At 66.3% G+C, this 19,881-nt stretch carries 8 protein-coding genes, 1 other RNA gene and 1 pseudogene; 6 read left to right on the plus strand and 4 right to left on the minus strand.

The genetic code is table 11. The features are described from left to right. Nucleotides 1–157: 157 nt before the first annotated feature. A non-coding RNA gene (locus QRM60_RS16145) (sX9 sRNA) lies at nucleotides 158–232 on the minus strand. A 33-nt stretch (nucleotides 233–265) separates the two neighbouring features. Between QRM60_RS16145 and QRM60_RS16150 the strand changes: the two are divergent. Then, nucleotides 266–2,928, plus strand: a pseudogene (locus QRM60_RS16150) (PAS domain S-box protein). A 757-nt stretch (nucleotides 2,929–3,685) separates the two neighbouring features. Here the strand turns inward: QRM60_RS16150 and QRM60_RS16155 are convergent. Beyond that, nucleotides 3,686–5,812, minus strand: coding sequence for a methyl-accepting chemotaxis protein (locus tag QRM60_RS16155; RefSeq protein ID WP_193553086.1), 2,127 nt, complete (start codon nucleotides 5,810–5,812; stop codon nucleotides 3,686–3,688). A gap of 675 nt (nucleotides 5,813–6,487) precedes the next feature. Next, nucleotides 6,488–7,954, minus strand: coding sequence for a glycoside hydrolase family 5 protein (locus QRM60_RS16160; protein ID WP_042597150.1), 1,467 nt, complete (start codon nucleotides 7,952–7,954; stop codon nucleotides 6,488–6,490). A gap of 212 nt (nucleotides 7,955–8,166) precedes the next feature. Between QRM60_RS16160 and QRM60_RS16165 the strand changes: the two genes are divergently transcribed. Then, a complete protein-coding gene (locus tag QRM60_RS16165) occupies nucleotides 8,167–9,654 on the plus strand; it encodes a SulP family inorganic anion transporter (protein ID WP_285446607.1) in 1,488 nt (495 codons plus the stop codon). 238 nt (nucleotides 9,655–9,892) lie between these two features. Beyond that, nucleotides 9,893–10,873 carry a GGDEF domain-containing protein gene (locus QRM60_RS16170; protein ID WP_161960752.1) on the plus strand — a complete coding sequence of 327 codons (981 nt, stop codon included), beginning with the start codon at nucleotides 9,893–9,895 and terminating at the stop codon, nucleotides 10,871–10,873. Nucleotides 10,874–10,908: 35 nt separating this feature from the next. Here QRM60_RS16170 and QRM60_RS16175 read toward each other — a convergent pair whose 3' ends face one another. Continuing rightward, the gene (locus tag QRM60_RS16175) at nucleotides 10,909–13,113 is read right to left on the minus strand and encodes a TonB-dependent siderophore receptor (RefSeq protein ID WP_285446608.1); all 2,205 of its coding nucleotides are present in this window, start codon (nucleotides 13,111–13,113) and stop codon (nucleotides 10,909–10,911) included. 248 nt (nucleotides 13,114–13,361) lie between these two features. On the opposite strand from QRM60_RS16175, the gene QRM60_RS16180 reads away from it, so the two are divergent. The 3 genes from QRM60_RS16180 to mdoH all read left to right on the plus strand — a co-directional run bounded on the left by QRM60_RS16180 (nucleotide 13,362) and on the right by mdoH (nucleotide 19,797). Continuing rightward, nucleotides 13,362–15,011, plus strand: coding sequence for a M28 family metallopeptidase (locus QRM60_RS16180; protein ID WP_115529793.1), 1,650 nt, complete (start codon nucleotides 13,362–13,364; stop codon nucleotides 15,009–15,011). Nucleotides 15,012–15,703: 692 nt separating this feature from the next. Further along, a complete protein-coding gene (locus QRM60_RS16185; RefSeq protein ID WP_285446609.1) occupies nucleotides 15,704–17,542 on the plus strand; it encodes an SLC13 family permease in 1,839 nt (612 codons plus the stop codon). Nucleotides 17,543–17,859: 317 nt separating this feature from the next. Continuing rightward, nucleotides 17,860–19,797 (plus strand): glucans biosynthesis glucosyltransferase MdoH, encoded by a 1,938-nt coding sequence (gene mdoH / locus QRM60_RS16190; protein WP_012437319.1) that lies wholly within the window; start codon nucleotides 17,860–17,862, stop codon nucleotides 19,795–19,797. Nucleotides 19,798–19,881: the final 84 nt, after the last annotated feature.

Below are 19,881 nucleotides of genomic sequence, written 5' to 3' on the forward strand. Positions count from 1 at the left end.
AGTGGCTGCTTGGCGGCGTCGCAAATGCCGGTGGTCAGGGTAGGGCGGGCTGGCCGGATGCCTGGCAAACCTTCGGCACCGCAGCGAGCAGATGGGCGTGCCATCGGGACCATGCCGGCCACGTGGGCACAGCGGCAATGGCCACGGGACTTAGAGCGGCTAACAAAACGTAGCGAGCAGTCGTCAGGTGGGTGCGGACGGCGCGGAGTAACCGGAGTGTACGGAGGTACATGCCGATTCCGAGCACCGGCCGCGCCCGCTCAAGTTGCCCGTCGCCTTGCCGTTACCTGGGGCGACCTACCGTCATCCGACCTGTCAGCCGATTCCTTCATGACCGCCCTGTCGCCGCCCGTCCCGATCCCCGCCAACGACGCCTTGCGCGTGGACGCGGTGCGCCGGTTAGGGGTGCTGGACACCGCGGCCGAAGCCGAATTCGACGACCTCGCCTGGCTGGCCGCGCATATCAGCGGTTCGCCGATGGCGCTGATTTCCCTGCTCGATGCCGACCGCCAGTGGTTCAAGGCGCGCTGCGGCACCGATCTGGAGGGCACGCCGCGCAGCGTGTCGTTCTGCTCGTACACGGTGATGGGCACTGACCTGCTGGAAGTGCCCGATGCCATCGCCGACCCACGGTTCACGCACAACCCGTTGGTGACCGCCGCGCCGGGCATCCGCTCCTATGTGGGCGTGCCGCTGATCGGCCGCGAGGGCTATGCCTACGGCACCTTGTGCATGCTCAGCACCAGGCCGCGTGTGCTCGACGAGAACCAGAAACAGGCCTTGATCCGGCTGGCGCGTCAGGCCGTCAATCAGCTGGAGGCGCGCCGCGACCGCCTGGATGCGCAGGCGCAGCGGCAGACCTTGAGCCTGTTGCTGGAAGCCATGCCCGATGGCGTGGTGGCCTGCGGCACCGACGGCCTGCTGCGCGAATTCAATCATGCCGCGCGGCAATGGCACGGCACCGACCCGCGCGTGCTGCCACCGGCGCAATGGGCACAGCACTTCGATCTCTACGCCGCCGATGGCAGCACCGTGCTGCCGACCGACGCGATCCCGCTGGTACGCGCCTGGCGCGGCGAGCATGTGCGCAACGCCGAGCTGGTGATCCGTGCCACCGGCCAGCCGTCACGCAGCGTGCTGTGCAACGCCGACCCCATCGATGGCGACCAGGGCGTGGCCCTGGGCGCGGTGTGCGTGATGCACGACATCACCCAGCTCAAGGATGCCTCCGCCGCGCTGGCGGCCGAGCGCGCGCGCCTGCAGGCCCTGGTGGACGCCTCGCGCGATGTGGCCATCATCGTGTTCGACCCGCGCGGGCACATCGAGGTCTTCAACCCGGGGGCCGAACGCTTGCTGGGCTACAGCGCCGCCGAGGTCATGGGGCAGTGCCCGACACAATTCCATCTGCCCGAAGAACTCGCACGCCACCGCGCCACGCTGGCCGTGCCCGCACCTTCGTATGTGGCATTGGCTGCCGCCGCAGCTGGTGACCTGCTGGAGCAGGAAGTGTGGACGCTGGTGCGCAAGGACGGCAGCCACCGCCGCGTGCGCTTGAGTTTCAACGTGATCCAGGACGCGCAGCAGGGCCTGACCGGCTACCTGGCGATGGCCATCGACGTCACCGCCGAACTGCAGGCGCAGGCCGCCGCACAGCTGGCCGCCAAGCGCTTCAGTGGCGCCTTCGACACCGCGCCGCAGGGTATGGCCATCGTCTCGCTGGAAGGCCGCTGGAGTGAGATCAACTCTGCGCTCTGCACCCTGTTGGGCTACTCACGCACGCAACTGCTGGGCATGACCTTCCAGGACGTCACCCACCCGGACGATCTGGATGTGGATCTGGCCTTGCTCGGTGAGCTGCTGGACGGCAAGCGCAACAGCTACACCTTGTCCAAGCGCTATGTCAGCCGGCAGGGCGCGGTGCTATGGACGCTGCTGTCGGTGTCGCTGGTGCGCGACAGCGACGGCGCGCCGGTGCATTTCGTCTCGCAGGTGCTGGACGTCACCGAACAGCATGTCGCCGCCGAACGGCTTGCCGAAAGCGAAGCGCGGCTGCGGGCGATCAGCGACGCCACGCCCACGCTGGTCAGCCAGTTCGACGCCGCGCAGCGCTGCCTGTTCGCCAACGAGGCACACCGCAGCTGGCTGGGCGTGGATCCGGCCAGTCTGGTCGGCTGCCACATCACCCGCCTGTTGGGCGACGACCTGGGCGAGCCGGTGTACGCCGCGCTCGCTGCGGCCGCCCGCGGCGAGCGCGCCACCTTCGATTACGTGCTGCAGGCCGGTGCGAGCGCACGTGATGTGGAGATCACCCTGGTGCCGGCAACCAAGGGCACGCAGGCGCAGGTGCAAGGGTTTTTCCTGATGGCGCAGGATGTCACCGCGCACAAGACCCTGCACCGCTTGATGCACGAACGCGCCACCCGCGACGCGCTCACCGGCCTGCCCAATCGGCACGCCTGGTCGGAGGCACTGCACACCGCGGTGACGCATGCACAGCAGCAGCACACCGCGGTGGCGGTGATGTTCCTGGACCTGGATGGCTTCAAGCGGATCAACGACGTGCACGGCCATCGCGCCGGCGACGCCGTGCTGGTGGCCTTCGGCCGCTGCCTGCAGCAGGCAGTGGGTACGCGCTATCTGGTGGCACGCCTGGCTGGCGACGAATTCGTGGTGCTGCTGGACGACCTGCACGCCCCGGAGCGCGAATGCGCCGCCGTGGCCGAGCGTATCCGCAACGCCGTGGCTGCTGGCACCACCTTCGGCGAGCAATGGCTGCCGATCCAGCCCAGCATCGGCGTGGCCTGGCAACGCGGCACCACCGCCGACACCGCCAGCCTGATGCACGCCGCCGACGAAGCGATGTATGCCGCCAAGCGTGCGCGCTGCGGCGATGGAGATACACCCACTGGGCGTGACGCGGCGCGCTGAGCTTCTGTGTGCGGTTGTACCGACGATGTCTGCATGCCGTGTCTTCTTCTCTCATCGGGAGAAGGACCCGCAGAGCGGATGAAGATGCCGCGCTGGATCAATCAAATCATTGATGCGCTGCCAGCCGGTCAATGCGTTGCACGCATGAGCCGCGGCACTACAAAGCAGCTATCACTTGCGTCACTACATGGCGAAACGCAGTCGCCAGCAGCCACTTAGAAGCAAGCCGATCAACCACTTCCTTCTCCCGTCGGGAGAAGGTGCCCGCAGGGCGGATGAGGGTGCGGGCGCCAGATCAATCGAACGGCAGGTCGCATTCGCATAGAACGGCTGCATTGCAAAAAGCAGTAATCAAACACGTAAGTGCATGCGAGGCGCGGCGGTTGGCCGTTACTTCAACGCAACCGAACAGCTGCGTCCATCTCGCCTGGAGAAGATGGCAGAAGAGTGTTGCCAAGCGCGTTGATGGTACGGCCTCCGCACCAGGTATGGATTGTCAATGCTTCGTAGATAGCAGATGCAGCCGGCGAATTTGGTCTGACATTGCAAACACCAAACACCAAACACCAAACACCAAACACCAAACACCAAACACCAAACACCAAGCACCAGACACCAACGCTAAAACGCAAGCGCCGCCGAAACTCTGGCACTTCATACAAGTCTGCTATCGCCTCGGCCCCGGAAGCTCACTAAGCGCCTGCTAGCGCACTGCACACCAACATCCGCGGTGTGCAGTGCCTGCCTCATCAGAACGTCAGGCGGCCTGTACGTGCCGCTGCCGCTGCTCGGCCTGCGCCGGCACCAAGCGGAACACCGACACCGCACGCGTCAGCTCGGCGGCCTGATCTTCCAGGCTGCGCGCTGCGGCGGTGGCTTCTTCTACCAGCGCTGCGTTTTGCTGGGTCATTTCGTCCAGCTGCATCACCGTGGTGCTGACCTGCTCGATGCCAGCGCTCTGTTCGGTACTGGCGGCGGTGATCTCGGCCATGATGTCGGTCACCCGCTTCACCGAACTCACCACCTCGGTCATGGTGCTGCCGGCCTGTTTCACCAGGCCCGAGCCTTGCTCGATCTTTTCCACCGAGTCGGAAATCAGCTGCTTGATTTCCTTTGCCGCGCCAGCCGAACGCTGCGCCAACGCACGTACTTCGCTGGCCACCACCGCAAACCCGCGGCCCTGTTCGCCGGCACGTGCGGCTTCCACCGCGGCGTTCAACGCAAGGATATTGGTCTGGAAAGCGATGCCGTCGATCACCCCGATGATGTCGGAAATGCGCGCGGACGATTGCGTGATTGCCAGCATGGTGCTGACCACTTCCTGCACCACGCGGCCGCCGCTTTCGGCTACGTCACCGGTGCCCTTGACCAGTTGATTGGCCTGGCGCGCGTTGTCGGCGTTCTGGCGCACGGTGGAGGTGAGTTCCTCCATGGACGCAGCGGTTTCTTCGAGGTTGGCGGCCTGATGCTCGGTGCGCGTGGACAGGTCGGAATTGCCGCTGGCGATCTCGCCGGCCGCGGTGTTGATCATCTCGGCCGACTGCTGGATGCCTTGCACGATAGTAGTGAGCTGGATCGCGGTGCGGTTGGCCGCATTGGCCAGGCGCCCGAACGCACCTTCGTAATGCGATTCCACCCGCTGCGACAAATCGCCGTCGGCGATCGCGGCCATGATGCGGCCAACATCGTCCAGGCCGGCGTCGGCCTGCTGCATCAAACGGTTGAGCGCCTGCACCATTTCGGCGAACGCGAACTGATAGCGCGCCTGGTCGCCACGTGCGGAGAAATCACCGCGCGCGGCGGCATCGGCGAGCCGTGCGATGTCGCCATTGATCGCCGACAGATTGGTCTTCACCGTGTCCAGCGCCTCATGCAGTGCTGCGCGCTGGCCGGGCAGGCGGCGCATGTCGCGGCGCAGATCGCCGCGGCCATAGTCGCTCATCACATCCATCGCTTCGTTGATGGCGTCCAGGTGCTCAAACACCACTGTGTTCACGCCATGCGCTAGGCTGCCGTAATCGCCGGGGAAATCCTCCGGGATGCGGTGCGCGATGTTTTCGCCCTGCTGCAGGCGGATCATGGTCTGCATCTCGCCGTTGAAGCGCTGCAGCTGGGTTTGCATCTGCGCCATGCTGTGCATCAGCTGGCCGGTTTCATCGCGCGACTCGACGCGGATGTCGTTGTCGAACCGGCCCGAAGCAATCGCCTCGGCGGTGCGCGTCGCCGCACGCAGCGGTGCAGCCATGGTCGAGGCAATCAACCAGCACAGGCCGATCACCATCGCTACCAGCGCGCCGCCGATCAGCGTCAGCGTGCGGGTGAATCCCCACGCCTGTACCTGGATGTCTTCGGCGTACACGCCCATCACCAGCACCCAGTTCCAGGCCGGAAACACCTTGGCATAACTGATCTTGGGCAACTGCTCTTTCTTGCCGGGCTTGGGCGCATCGTAGTAGCTGAAGCCATCGCCGCTATCGATGGCGGTCTTGATGTCGCGGTAAACGTACTGCCCCGCGTCACTCTTGTAATCGGACATGTCCGTGCCGACCGGCCGCTTGGGATGCATCAGGATGCGCATCTGCGGGTCGACGATGAAGAAGTAATCCACGCCGTCATTGGTGCGCATATCCGCCAGCGTGGTACGCGCCGCTTCCATGGCCTGTTGCTTGCTCAGCTCGCCGGCCTTCACCTTGTCGGCGTAGTGCTGCATCACCGTCAGGCCCATTTCCACTTCGGTCTTGACGCTGAGCTTGCGTGCTTCGACCAGATCCAGGTATTGCAGGCGCGCGGCGGCAACCGCCAGCAGGATCACGCCGACGGCGAGCAGCGTGCACAACAGGACGAACTTGCGGGTGAGTGGGAGATTGGCAACATGCCGGCGCAACGAACTGACGAGATACATGAAGGATGTCCACAAAGACGCGGGAGCGTTGTCGTGGATATCGGCTGTTTCACGCGGCGATTTAATGCTATCTGCGGCCGCGCCTGCTTGTCTGCAGCCGCACGGAAACCGGTAGGAGCGCCCTCGGGCGCGATGGGCGTTATCGGCAATGCCTCATCGCGCCCGAGGGCGCTCCTACGGGGCATCGCGTGTGATTGGATTACTGCGTGATGCATCCGATCGTGCGGCGCTGTTGCCGTCACGACATGCGCGAATGCTGATTCGAACGCGCTCCGAGGTTGCAGCTTCGTAGGAGCGCCCTTGGGCGCGATGGGCGTTATCGAGGATGCCTCATCGCGCCCGAGGGCGCTCCTACAGGAAGATTGCGTGGTTTTGCGGTGTTGCTACTCGATCACCTTTGTCCCTGCGATCTTTAGCCGTCTTCGCGTGCCAGTTAACCGTGCAGACGTTGGACGACGTTCCGATGCCACAAAAAACGTAGGAGCGCCCTTGGGCGCGATGGGGCGTTATCGGCAACGCCCATCGCGCCCAAGGGCGCTCCTACGAGATCGTGGGTTAGGCGCTGCAGGTGGTCATCAACCTGCTACGCAGCGCCCCCACAATTCCACTGCATGTTGCAGAGGTAGCGGGCACGGGAGCCGTACCCGCCCAGTGCACTCAGCTCGCGGCGCAGAAGCCGAATTCGGCGGTGGCGCCGGCTGCCAGGGTGCGGTTGAAGTCCACGCCGCTGGCCCTGAGCGTGCTGCCGCTCTGCGACCAGGTCGCGTTCCAGGCGTTGTTGACTGTACCGGTGACCGGCACTGCGATCGACCAGGTGCCGCTGGCGGTGCCGGTGTTGGTGACCTGCACGCGGTTGCAATAGCCGCCGTTCCAGCTGTTGTCCACGATCACCTTGGTGCTGAAGGTGCTGGTGCCCGGGGTGGGCGTCGGCGTCGGGGTTGGCGTCGGGGTTGGCGTGGGGGTAGGCGTCGGTGTCGGTGTGGGAGTCGGCGTCGGCGTGGTATCGCCGGCGGTGCCCCACAGCGTGCGCAGCAGGGTCATCTTGTCCTGGCGCACGCTGGTCCAGTCATCGCGCAGGATGCCGCCGGTGTCGCCGCTGTTGGGATTCCACGACCAGTAGAAGCCCTGGTTGATGCCCTTGCTGCGCAGGTACTTCACCAGCGCGTCCTGCCAGGTCTTGTCGCGCGCGTCGCCTTCGCCGTACTTGCCACCGAACTCGCCCAGCAACAGCGCGTGCGTGCCGGCGAACTGGCCGAAATGGCGGTCCCAGATGGCCGGCATGTTGTTGGGGAAGTTGCTGTCGTTGAAGTACGACTGCACGAACACGTCCGGGCCGTACACGTGCGGGGCCAGCAGCAGGCGGTTGGCAGGGATGTTGAGCGGGGTGCAGGCCAGCGGTTGCAGGTTGCCGCCCCAGAAGATGCCGCCGTTGGTGGAGCACACCGGGTTGTCGGTGATGCCTTCCACCGCGATCAGCCATTTCGGCGCGACCGCCAACACCGCAGCCGAACCGCGCTCGGCAGCCTTGTTCCAATCGGTGGCGGCGTTGCCGGTGCCCCAGGTGGCGGCGCCGTGCGGTTCGTTCTTCAGATCCAGGCCGAGTACATACGGCATGTTCTTGTAGCGGTTGGCCACAAAGCGTAGGTCGGCCAGCCACTGTGCCTCGGTATAGGAGCCGGTGTACCAGAGCTCGGAAATGCCGGCGCAATCGGGGGTGTGGTGATCCAGTAGCACATACATGCCGCGCGCGTTGAATTCGGCGATCACCTTGTCGAGGATCTGCAGCGAGGTCAGGCCCTGCAGGTCGGCGTTGCGGCTGTAGTCGATGCTGGTCGGCATGGTGTCGCTGCGCAGCGTGGCCGGGCAGAACGGCAGGCGCACGGCGTTGAAGCCCAGGCCCTGCATCTGCACGATCATGTCCTTCCAGTTGCGTGCCCACAGGCCATGCATCACGTGGTTGCCGGTTTCGAAGCCGAACACGTTCACGCCCTTGAGCTGCACGACCTTGCCGCTGTCGTCGACGATCTGCCTGCTGCTGTTGATGGAATAGCTGAAGGCCGGCCCGGCGGCCAGTGCGAGGGCGGTGGCCAAAGCGAGCGTGCTTGCGGTCCTGAACATGGACATGGTGATCTCCCTAGAGAACCGGGCTCGACACCCGAGCGCGGTAAGGCGGGCATCTTGGTCTGTGCGCGCGTCGGGTGGCGTGATCGTCCCCACAGAAAACACCATTGCCGCACCGATCACATCGCGGCTGCGGGAGCGGTCGCTTTCCCGCACACTAGTGCCCCCTGCGCGCTGTCCGCAGGACTGTCGTTCTTGTCCCTGGAGTGTCCCGCATGTCCTTCCTGCGCACAGAACTGGCGCAATGGCGCGCCTCGCCTGCGCGCGAACTGATGGCTGGCGCCGTTGCCACGTTCGCCCTGATTCCCGAAGTCATCGCCTTTGCGTTCGTCGCAGGCGTAGACCCGCAGGTCGGCTTGTTCGCGTCGTTTGTGATCGGCATCGTGATCGCCTTTTGTGGCGGACGGCCGGCGATGATTTCCGCAGCCGCCGGCTCGGTGGCGCTGGTGGCTGCGCCGCTGGTGGCCACGCACGGGCTGCCGTATCTGCTCGCCGCCGGCCTGCTCGCCGGGCTGGTGCAGATCGTGTTCGGGCTGCTGCGCCTGGGCGTGCTGATGCGCTTTGTCAGCAGCTCGGTGCGGACCGGGTTCGTCAACGCGCTGGCGGTGCTGATCTTCGCCGCGCAGCTGCCGCATCTGCTCGGCGCCAACCCCACCACCTGGGTCACGCTGGGCGTGGGCCTGGCCATCATCTACGGCCTGCCGCGGTTGCGGCTGCCCGGTGTCTCGGCCATTCCGTCGCCGCTGCTGTGCATCCTGTTGCTCACGGTGGCCAGCAGCGCGCTGCACCTGCCGCTGAAGACCGTGGCCGACCTGGGCAAGCTGCCCACCGCGCTGCCGTTCCTGCAATGGCCCGGCGTGCCGTTGACGCTGGAGACCTTGCGCATCATCGCGCTGCCGGCGCTGGCCATTGCAATGGTGGGCCTGCTCGAATCGATGATGACCGCGCGCGTGGTCGATGAACTCACCGACACGCCCAGCAACAAGAACCGCGAATGCACCGGCCTGGGCCTGGCCAATGCGGCCGCCAGCCTGTTCGGCGGCATCGCCGGCTGCGGCATGATCGGGCAGACCGTGGGCAACGTGAAATACGGCGGCCGCGGCCGGCTGTCGACGCTGTTTGCCGGCGTGTTCCTGCTGATCCTGATGGTGCTGCTCAAGCCGTGGGTGTCGCAGGTGCCGGTGGTGGCGTTGGTGGCGATCATGGTGATGGTCTCGGCCGAGACCTTCGACTGGCGCTCGCTGCGCACCGTGATCACCCATCCGCGCACCTCCAGCGTGGTGATGCTGGCCACGGTGGCGGTGACCCTGGCCACCCATAACCTGGCCGCTGGCGTGGCGGTGGGCGTGCTGCTGAGCGGGGTGTTCTTCACCTTCAAGGTGTCCGGGCTGCTGCAGATCGTCCCCAGCGACGCGGCCGACGGGCTGCGCACCTACAGCGTGCGCGGGCAGGTGTTCTTCGCCTCGGCCGATGTGTTCATCGACGCCTTCGATGCCCGCGACGTGCCCGGCCAGCAGGTCATCATCGATGTGGCCCGCGCGCACTTCTGGGACATCACCGCGGTGGCGGCGCTGGACAAGGTGGTGCAGCGCCTGCGCCACCACGGTTTGCAGGTCCAGGTGCAGGGCCTGAATGCCGCCAGCCGGCGGCTGATGCAGTCCCACGCCCTGGGCGAGGATGCGCTGGAATCGGCACTGCCCTGAGCCAGGCCGCGGCCCCTGTACCCGCACGGCGTCGGGGGCCGGCAACGGCGGGATTGACCTTGCTGGCCGCGCGCTGAGCGGGGCCGGGCAGCGGACTCAAGTTCGCCCCCCAGACGCCGATGAACCGACATCTCTGATTGCGGTGATCTGTCGTGATACCAGTGCGTACCCGCCACAGGCCTGAGCCTGCCTGCCACCGGTGTTCCCGGCGGGCGGCGGTGCGTGCGGTGCCGCCACCATGACCGAAGCGCCCCTGCTGGAGCGGATGGTCGACCTGACCGCCATCCGCGACGCCGATCTGCTCGACCTCACCCTGCTGCGCACCGTGCGCGAGGTGTGTGCGGCCGAAGAATTGTCCCTGCTGCGCATCGCCCCCGATGGCCGCAGCATGGCCGAAACCCGGTTGCGTGAGGACGGCCGGCTGTCGCTGACGGTGGCCGAGATCCACGACGCTTCCACGCGCGCGCTGCTGGCGGACGTGCGCGGCCCGGGCGAGGTGGTGCAGCTGCAGCACGACGGCCGCGCGCTGTTGGTCTACCCGATGATGGAAGCGCGCGGCATCCGCACCTGCCTGCGCGTGGGCGGCACGCAGGCCCCCGGCGCTGCCGAGCAGCTCTTGCTGCAGGGCTTTGCACGCTTCTTCCAGAACTACCGCAGCCTGCTCGACGACGCCCAGCGCGACGCACTCACCGGCCTGCGCAATCGCAAGACCTTCGACGACATGATCCTGCGCCTGTTCGCCGCCAATGCGGATGGCGCGCAGGAGGACGCGGTGTGGCTGGGCATCGTGGACATCGACCATTTCAAGCGCGTCAACGACACCTTCGGGCATTTGTATGGCGACGAGGTGCTGCTGCTGGTGGCCCAGCTGATGCAGCGTTGCTTCCGCCAGGACGATCTGCTGTTCCGTTTCGGTGGCGAGGAGTTCGTGATCGTGTTGCGCGGCGTGGACCGCGACACCGCGGTGAGCCTGTTCGAGCGCTTCCGGCGCGCGGTGGCCGAGCACAGTTTCCCGCAAGTGGGCACGGTGACCTTGAGCACCGGTATCGTCGAACTCAGCGACGGCCGGCTGGTCAGCCAGATGCTGGACGAAGCCGACAAGGCCCTGTACTGGGCCAAGCAGCACGGCCGCAACCGCGCGGCGGTGTACAGCGAACTGATCGCCAGCGGGCAGATGCAGCGGGTGGACCAGCAGACCGGCAGCGTGGATCTGTTCTGAGCCTGCATGGCGCGTCGTTGACGGCACGCCATGCGCTAAAAATTCGCGCGCAGGTTGAACAGCAGCCGCCGCGGTTCGCCCCAATAGCCGGAATTGAAGAAGCCCACGTTGCGGTAATAGACCTTGTCGAACAGGTTGGTCACCGTCACGCCCACGCTCAGCTGCTCGTTGATGCGGTAGCGGCCCATCAGATCCACCAGTAGATAGCCGCCCTGGGTGACCCGCCCGCTGCGCGTGATCGGTACGCCGGCCGCGGTGAAGCGCCCGGTGGGGATGGTCTGATTCTGATACACCGCGCTCTGCCAGCTGACTCCGCCGCCCAGCGTCCAGTCGCCGAAGCGGTAAGTGGTGTTGAAGCGCGCCAGGTGCATCGGGCTGGTGGTGAACACCCGCGCGCCGCGCTGGTCGGTGCTGTAGGCGTAGGTGTAGCCGCCGGTCATGCTCCAGTCCGCGGTGATCGCGCCGGAGACTTCGAACTCGCCACCCCAGGTTTCCACGCCCGACACCGCGCGATACGCCGAGCTGCCATCGGGCAGGCTGTTGGGCGCTATTTCCGGGTCGATCTCGGCCACGTTGTCCTGTTGCATGTGGAAGCCGTTGAGCGCGGCGTAGAGCGCACCGCCAAAGAACTCGCCCTTGAAGCCGTATTCGAGATTGGCACCCACCACCGGATCCAGTTGCTGGTTGGCGCGGTCGCGCAGGTTCTGTGCCTGGAATACATCCGAATACGACACAAATGCCGAGAGGTGCCGGCTCAGATCGTAGATCGCGCCCAGGTACGGAGTGAGCGCGTTGGCGTCGTAGTCGGCGCTGCGTCCGGTGAACTGGTTGGCCGGCGAATAGTTGTCCGTGGCGGTGTTCCAGCTGGAATACCGCGCACCGCCAATCAGCTTCAACGCCTCGGTGGGATTGAGCCGCACGGCCGCGTAATAGCCGGTTTCCTGCGTGTTGGTGATGCTGCTGGGGATGCCGGCATTGGTGGTGGTCGGCTGGCCCACATCGCCATTCCAATCAAAGATGCTGGGGAAGGCTGTCAGGCTGTAAGGACGCGCGGTGATGGCGGTGCGCAGCGTGCCGAGATCGCGGTCGTAGTGGTTGGCGCCGACCACCAGTTCGTGCGCACGGCCCAACCACTGGAACGGGCCGGAGGCGTAGAGATCCAGCGCGTTCTCGCGGGTTTCCGACACGCCGTAGGTGTCGGACACGCGCAATCCCGACCCGCTGCGCGCGTCGGCGAACGAGGCACTGTTGGAGCCGGCAAACAGCAGGCTGTCGGTATCGGTGGCGCGATGGTTGTAGGCCAGCCGCCCGCTCCAGCCGCCGGCAAATTGCTGTTCCAGGGTGGCGAAGACATTGGTGCTTTCGCGCTCCCACCGGTTCCAGCGTGCCGCGGCGCTGTAGGAGCGCGGCAGCCGTGCCGGTGTGCCATCGCTGAAGAACAGCGGCGCGGCACTCCACGCACCGCCATCGGAATGCGTGGAGAGGTGGTCGATGCCCGCGCGCAGCCGCGTGCTGTCGGTGAGGTCGGCTTCGAGCACGCCGTACACGCTGGGCGAGCGGTCCTGCTGGAAGCGCACCCAGCTGTCCTTTTCGGTGTAGGCGCCCACCACGCGGCCGCGCACGCGCCCGCCGGAGGTCAGCGGGCCGGCCACGTCCAGCTCGGCGCGGCGGTAGTCCCAGGAGCCGACATTGAGGCTGGTACTGGCCTGGAACGCCGTGGTGGGGCGCTTGCGCACCATGTTGACGGTGGCCGATGGATTACCCGAGCCGGTCACCAGGCCACTGGCGCCGCGCACCACTTCGATACGCTCGTAGATCGAGGTGTCGCTGAGGATCGAATTGCCGCCCGTACCGGTGGTGTAGTTGGTCGGCACGCCATCGAACATGAAGTTGTTGATCGCAAATCCGCGCGCAGTGAACAGCGTGCGGTTGCTGTCGTAGGACTGCACGGTGACGCCGGGCGTCTGCTGCAACACCTCGGCGATGGTGATGAGGTTGAAGTCTTCGATGCGCTGGCGGGTGAACACCGTCAACGACTGCGGCGTCTCACGCAGCGTCAGCGGCAACTTGGTGGCGGTATTGGTGCCGCGCACCTGGTAGCCCTCGGTGCGGCCGGTCACCAGCACCTGGTCCAGCGTGTTTGCTGTCGGCGCGGGGGCATTGTCCTGTGCATGCGCGGCGGTGGCACCCAGCGCACCGGCGCACTGCAGCGCCAGCAACAAGCGGGAGTGGGCGCGCACGGAGCGCAGTAGGGCAACGGGCATGGACACACTCGGCAACGAAGGGGACGGCACGCGCAAGCAGCAGGCACGGCGCTGCCGCCACTGGGTCAGGCACGTTGCGCAGCGCGTAAGTGAGAATGGATATTATTAAAGTTGCGTGCGGGCGTCGAGTACGTGCGTGCTGTGCAACCCATCCAATGGCACGTGGCGTCGCCGCGCGGTGGCCTACACTCCGGGGCTGTCTTTGATCACACCGGGGTGCTGCAGTGAAGCGAGTTGGACTGGGAATGCTGGCAATGGCGGTCTCCACCGCACTGATGGCGGCAACGCCGACGTTCGATGGCGCGCGCATCTCGCGTGACGTCAAGGAGCTGGCCTCCGACGCTTACGAAGGTCGTGGCCCGGCCACTGCCGGCGAAGAAAAAACCATTGCTTACCTGAGCACGCAGTTTGCCGCGGCCGGCTTGCAACCCGGTGGCGATCTCGCCGATGGCAAGCGCCTGTGGACGCAGGCGGTGCCGCTGCGGCGCGCCGATATCGTGGGCACGCCGCGTATTGCGTTGCAGGGCGGCAGCGCGCCGCAGACCCTGACCCAAGGCAAGGAGATCGCGATCCGCGCGGCAATGGACGGCTCGTCCAAGGTCGATATCGCCAATGCGCCGCTGGTGTTCGTGGGCTATGGCGTCAAGGCGCCGGAGCGCGACTGGGACGACTTCAAGGGTGTCGACCTCAAGGGCAAGATCGCCGTGGTGCTGATCAACGACCCGGATTTCGAGACCGGCAAGGGCGCCTTCGATGGCAAGGGCATGACCTACTACGGCCGCTGGACCTACAAGTACGAAGAAGGCGCGCGCCAGGGCGCACTCGGCGTGCTGGTGGTGCATGAAACCGCGCCGGCCTCCTACGGCTGGGACACCGTGGCCAGCTCCAATACCAACACCATGTTCGACGTGGTGCGCGACAACCCGCGCGCCGCGCATCCCACGCTGGAAGGCTGGGTCCAGCGTGATCTGGCCGCGCGTCTGTTCACGCAGGCCGGCCTGGATTTCGACACCTTGAAGAAGCAGGCGCAGACCCGCGCATTCAAACCGGTCGAGCTCAAGGGGCAGCGCTTGAGTGCCAGCTACACGGTCAAGTCGGATGTGATCACCTCGCACAACGTGGTCGCGCGCCTGGAAGGCAGCACCCATCCCGACGAGACGCTGATCTACAGCGCGCACTGGGACCACATCGGCGTGGGCAAGCCCGATGCACGCGGCGACACCATCTTCAACGGCGCGCTGGACAACGCCAGCGGCACGGCCGCATTGCTGGAGCTGGCGCGCGGTTTCGCCAAGGGGCCGAAGCCGGAGCGCTCGGTGGTGTTCCTGGCGGTCACCGCCGAGGAAAAGGGCCTGCTCGGTTCGGAGTTCTACGCCTCCAAGCCGCTGTACCCGCTGGCGACCACGGTGGCGGTGATCAACATGGACGGCATGAACCCGTTCGTGCCCTCGCGTGATTTCGGTATCTACGGCACCGCCAAGCTGGAGTTGCTGGATCAACTCAAGACCGTCGCCGGGCAGTGGAAGCTGCGCTACACGCCCGATCCCAAGCCGGAGGCGGGCTATTTCTTCCGCTCCGATCATTTCTCCTTCGCCAAGCGTGGCGTGCCGGCGTTGTCGTATGCGGCCGGCCAGGATTGGGAAGTGGGCGGCGTGGCCGCAGGCAAGGCCGCATCGGACGACTACACCGCCAAGCGCTATCACCAGCAGGGCGATGAGTGGAAGCCGGACTGGACCTTCGCCGGTGCCGCACGCGATCTGGGCATCCTCTACGCCCTGGGCCAGCAGCTGGCCGATGCGCGTACCTGGCCGAACTGGAGCAGCGATTCGGAATTCCGCGCCACCCGCGACACCAGTGCCGACGCGCGCAAGTAGCGCCATGTAGCGACGCTGCTGCGTCGATATATGGAGCTGTACGCTGCCGGCGTTGTACTGCGCCGGCAGTAGCGCGCAGAGTTCGCCTGCGCGTTGCGGAGTGGCAGGCAAGATTGCGTCAGCAATGGAGCACACAGTGCGGCAATGGGAAGCCGTCCTGTGTGCATTGCCCCAGGCGTGCGTGGCATGGCGACGCACGGGCGAAGCCAGCTCCGCAATAAAACGGACGCCGCAATGTAGTTCGCGTGCTACCACCACTGCCGATTGCACGGCTGGAATTCGCTGCAATCGCGCATGCGTCCCAGGCGAGCGAGCGCATGTTCTGCAGTCTCCGAACAACAAGCGGGCTCCAAGCAACAAGCGTTGGACAAAGGCATCCAGCGCCGTGGTGTGTCGATTGCGGTGTGCAGTCTCATCGCCGCCGCCCGGCAGCATGCGCATGAGCTGGCCTGCGCGCTCAGCTATCCAGCCCAACCGCAACGTAGTGAGGGATGACGCCTCACCCACGACACCGACATCTGTCCAAGGTGCATGCGTGCAGCACACCATCGATACCGCGCAGTCGCTGGCATCGGCAAACACAAGGCAACTGCCGCAGCACGCCCACAGGCAGTTGCTCCCAAACGTGACCACGCGCATGTCGCCTTCACCGCGCTCAGGTAAGGTCGGCGCAATCGCAGGCGGTGAGTGGAATGGAACAACAGCAACTCGTGTTTCTGGTCATCCTTGTGGTGGCACTGGTGCTGTTCATCAGCGAGAAGCTGCGGGTCGACCTGGTGGCCATGCTGGCGACGCTGGCGTTGACCCTCACCGGCATCCTCACCCCGACCCAGGCCTTGTCCGGGTTTTCCAGTGAGCCGGCGATCATTGTCGCGGCGGTGTTCGTGTTGTCGGCCGGCTTGTCGGCCACCGGCATCACCGACCGTATCGGCGCGGCGATCGGGCGCGCCGCCGGCGGGCGCGAGTGGCGCGCCATCGCGGTCACCATGCCGGCCACTGCGGCCCTGGCGGCGTTTTCGCACCATCTGATGATCACCGCGATGATGTTGCCGGTAATGATGCGGCTGGCCCGCGAGCAGAAGCTGGCCGCCTCGCGGCTGTTGATGCCGATGTCGCTGGCGGCCTCGCTGGGCACCACCTTGACCCTGATCAGCGCGCCGGCCTTTCTGCTCGCCAATGCCGCGCTGGAACGCGGCGGCCACGGGCGTCTGGACCTGTTCGCCATCACCCCGATCGGCGCGGTGCTGGTCGGCGTGGGCATGCTCTACATGCTCGCCGGGCGCTGGCTGCTGCCCAAGCGGCAGGGCGAAGACGACGGCGGCGCCGACTACCTGCGCCTGGAGCGCTATTACACCGAACTGCTGGTCGACTCCGACGCGCCCTGGGTGGGCCGGCCGCTGGCCGAGTTCGAGGCCGCGTTCACCGAACGGCTGCAGGTAGTGGATTGGTTGCGCAACGGCATGCGCCGGCGTCGCAGCAGCAACGAGGGCCTGCTGCGCGCCGGCGATGTGCTGCTGGTGCGCGCCTCGCCGGACGAGATCGCCTCGGTCAAGGACGAGCCGGGTTTGTCGTTGCATGCGGTGGCCAAGTATGGCGAGCAGCCGCGCGAGGACCGCACCGACCCGCAGCGTCCGCACGAGGCACTGGGCGAAGAGCAGCTGGTGCAGGCGGTGGTGGCACCGCATTCGGAATTCGTCGGGCGCTCGGTGTCGCGCATCGATTTCCTGCACACCATGGGCGTGGTGGTGGTCGGGCTGTGGCGCAAGGAAGGCTGGCTGCATGGCGAGTTGTCCGAGCTGCAGCTGCAGGAAGGCGACCTGCTGGTGTTGTGGGGCCGTCAGCACACCTTCCAGCAACTGTCACAGCACCGCGGTTTCTTGATGCTGATGCCGTTCGACGGCCGCCGCAGCCGGCGTCGGCGCGCACCGTTGGCAGTCGCCATCATGCTGGCCGCCGTGGCGGCGGCCGCGGCCGAGTGGCTGCCACCGCATATCGCGTTCCTGCTCGGCGCGGTGGCGATGGTGCTCACCCGTTGCGTGAGCATCGAACAGGCCTACGCCGAAATCGACGTGCGCATCTACGTGATGATTGCCGGGGTGATTCCGCTCGGCATGGCGATGGATCAGACCGGCACCGCGCGCTGGCTGGCCGAGCATGTGCTCGCGCACGCCCATGGCCTGTCGCCGCTGAGCCTGCTGCTATTGATGTTTGCCGCCGCCGCGTTGCTGACGCAGGTATTGTCCGACGCCGCCACCACGGTGCTGTTGACGCCGGTGGCGCTGGCCCTGGCGCAGGGGCTGGGATTGCCGCCGATTCCGTTCGTGGTGTGCACTGCGATGGGCGCGGTGGCCTCGTTCCTCACCCCGATCGGCCACCACGGCAACTTGCTGATCCTCAATCCCGGCCAGTACCGGTTTGCCGATTTCCTGCGCGTGGGCGTGCCGCTGACGGTGCTGATCGCGTTTGCCTCCGCATGGATGGCGCGCTATCTGTGGCTGGGCGGGCCATTGCTGCCCTTCGCCTGGCCGTGACAGCCGGCGCGCCAGGCTGCAATCTGTTGGGGTAGCGTTCGGTCGCTGCGGCGTAGTCTGCCGCGCGGTCCTCGTCGGGAGGGGCGAAGACCGCAAACGGTGGCCTTCGGTTCCTTTAACGAACGATTCTTTAGGATGAGCCGCGATGTGAAGTCGCAGCCAGGAGAGCTTGTGCATTGGAGTTGTTCTACTGCGACGTGGTCGCACACCGTCGGGATCGCCCGTAACACGGTGCGCGTGGCAACGTTGCCGCGCACGCCATTGGCCATCTCGTTTCAGCCCGCAATGTCGCCGCAGATGCGCGACGGGCAGCCCTGATGGACGGCACCGTGACCCTTTCCCCTGCACCAACCGATCTACCTCCCGTCTCCAGCCTCGATGCCGGCCAGCCCACGCTGCCGCCGGAAGCGCCGCTGGCAATGCCCGAACAATCCCTGCGCGAAGGCAGCCTGCAGGTACGCCACCAGCGCACCTCGCCGATGGGCATCGGCCTGCGCCGCTTCTATCTGATCGGCGGCACGCTGACCGCCACCGCAGTGGCGGTGTGGGTGATGCTCAGCGTGCTGTGGCCCGGCGGCTTCAGCGTGCTGGAAGGCTGTTTGCTGGGCCTGTTCGTACTGCTGTTTGCCTGGATTGCGATGTCCTTCGCCAGCGCGGTGGCCGGCTTCATCACCGTGGTCGCACGCGCCGGGCGCAAGCTCGGCATCGATCCGGATGCGCCGTTGCCCAGCCTGCACACGCGCACCGCGTTGCTGATGCCCACTTACAACGAAGACCCGCGCCGCCTGTTGGCCGGCCTGCAGGCGATCTACGAATCGGTGGCCGAGACCGGGCAGCTGGAGCACTTCGATTTCTTCGTGCTCAGCGATACCACCCGCGAGCACATCGGCCGCGCCGAAGAACAGGTGTATGCCGAACTGTGTGACAGCGTCGGCGGGCATGGCCGCATCTTCTACCGCCGCCGCGCCGACAACGCCGCGCGCAAGGCCGGCAACGTGGCCGACTGGGTGCGCCGTTTTGGCGGCAACTACCCGCAGATGCTGATCCTGGACGCCGATAGCGTGATGACCGGCGACACCATCGTGCGCCTGGTCGCCGGCATGGAAGACAACCCGGACGTGGGCCTGATCCAGACCTTGCCGGCGGTGGTGAACGGGCAGACCCTGTTCGCCCGCATGCAGCAGTTCGGCGGCCGCGTGTACGGGCCGATCATCGCCTTCGGCGTGGCCTGGTGGCATGGCGCGGAAAGCAATTACTGGGGCCACAACGCCATCATCCGCACCCAGGCGTTTGCCGATCACGCCGGGCTGCCGTCGCTGCGTGGGCGCAAGCCCTTCGGCGGCCATGTGCTGAGCCATGACTTTGTCGAAGCCGCACTGATGCGGCGCGGCGGCTGGGCCATGCACATGGTGCCGTACCTGCAGGGCAGCTACGAAGAAGGCCCGCCCACGCTCACCGACCTGCTGGTCCGCGACCGCCGCTGGTGCCAGGGCAACCTGCAGCACGCCAAGGTGGTGGGTGCCAAGGGCCTGCACTGGATCAGCCGCATGCACATGATGATCGGCATCGGGCATTACTTCACCGCGCCGATGTGGGGCATGTTGATGCTGGTGGGTATCGGCATTCCGCTGGCGGGCGCCGGCATCGATCTTGCGCAGGGCCTGCCGTTCTCGCCGGCGCGCTACTGGCACGGCAGCAGCGACGGCAACGCGATCTGGATCTTCGTCTGCACCATGTTCGTGTTGCTCGCGCCCAAGCTGCTTGGCTATATCGCCTTGCTGCTCAACCCGCGCGAACGCCGCGCCTGCGGGGGTGCGATCCGCGCCGCGTTGAGCATCCTGCTGGAGACCGTGCTGGCGGCCTTGATGGCGCCGGTGGTGATGTACCTGCAATCGCGCGGCGTGTTCGAAGTGCTGGCCGGCAAGGATTCGGGCTGGGATGCGCAGGTGCGCGACGACGGCAAGCTCTCGTGGCCGGCATTGATCCGCAGCTACGGCGGCCTGAGCGTGTTCGGCCTGTTCATGGGCACGCTGGCCTACCTGGTGTCGCCGTCGCTGGCGGCGTGGATGGCGCCGGTGATTGTGGGCATGGTGGTGTCGATCCCGGTGGTGGCAGTGACCTCGCTGCGCCGCACCGGCCTGGCACTGCGCCGTGCTGGCATCTTCTGCATCCCCGAAGAACTCGACCCGCCCAAGGTGCTGGTGCGTGCGTCCGAACTGCGTCGCGCCGCCGCACTCGAACCGCCGCTGATCTGAGCGGCCCCACGGCGCGTGCCGCCGCGGCCGCGCTCGCTGGCAGGCAGCACCCGGCGCTACCGGTGGCCTTGCGCAGCGCGCTGA

The organism is Xanthomonas sp. fls2-241-TYG-148 (assembly GCF_030208815.1).
Taxonomy (GTDB): domain Bacteria; phylum Pseudomonadota; class Gammaproteobacteria; order Xanthomonadales; family Xanthomonadaceae; genus Xanthomonas; species Xanthomonas campestris.

Bases quoted from the DNA above. Each gene is read 5' to 3' on its own strand.
- QRM60_RS16170 (WP_161960752.1), top strand. From the start codon at position 9,893: ATGACCGAAGCGCCCCTGCTGGAGCGGATGGTCGACCTGACCGCCATC.
- QRM60_RS16185 (WP_285446609.1), top strand. From the start codon at position 15,704: ATGGAACAACAGCAACTCGTGTTTCTGGTCATCCTTGTGGTGGCACTG.
- QRM60_RS16160 (WP_042597150.1), bottom strand. From the start codon at position 7,954: ATGTCCATGTTCAGGACCGCAAGCACGCTCGCTTTGGCCACCGCCCTC.
- mdoH (WP_012437319.1), top strand. From the start codon at position 17,860: ATGGACGGCACCGTGACCCTTTCCCCTGCACCAACCGATCTACCTCCC.
- QRM60_RS16165 (WP_285446607.1), top strand. From the start codon at position 8,167: ATGTCCTTCCTGCGCACAGAACTGGCGCAATGGCGCGCCTCGCCTGCG.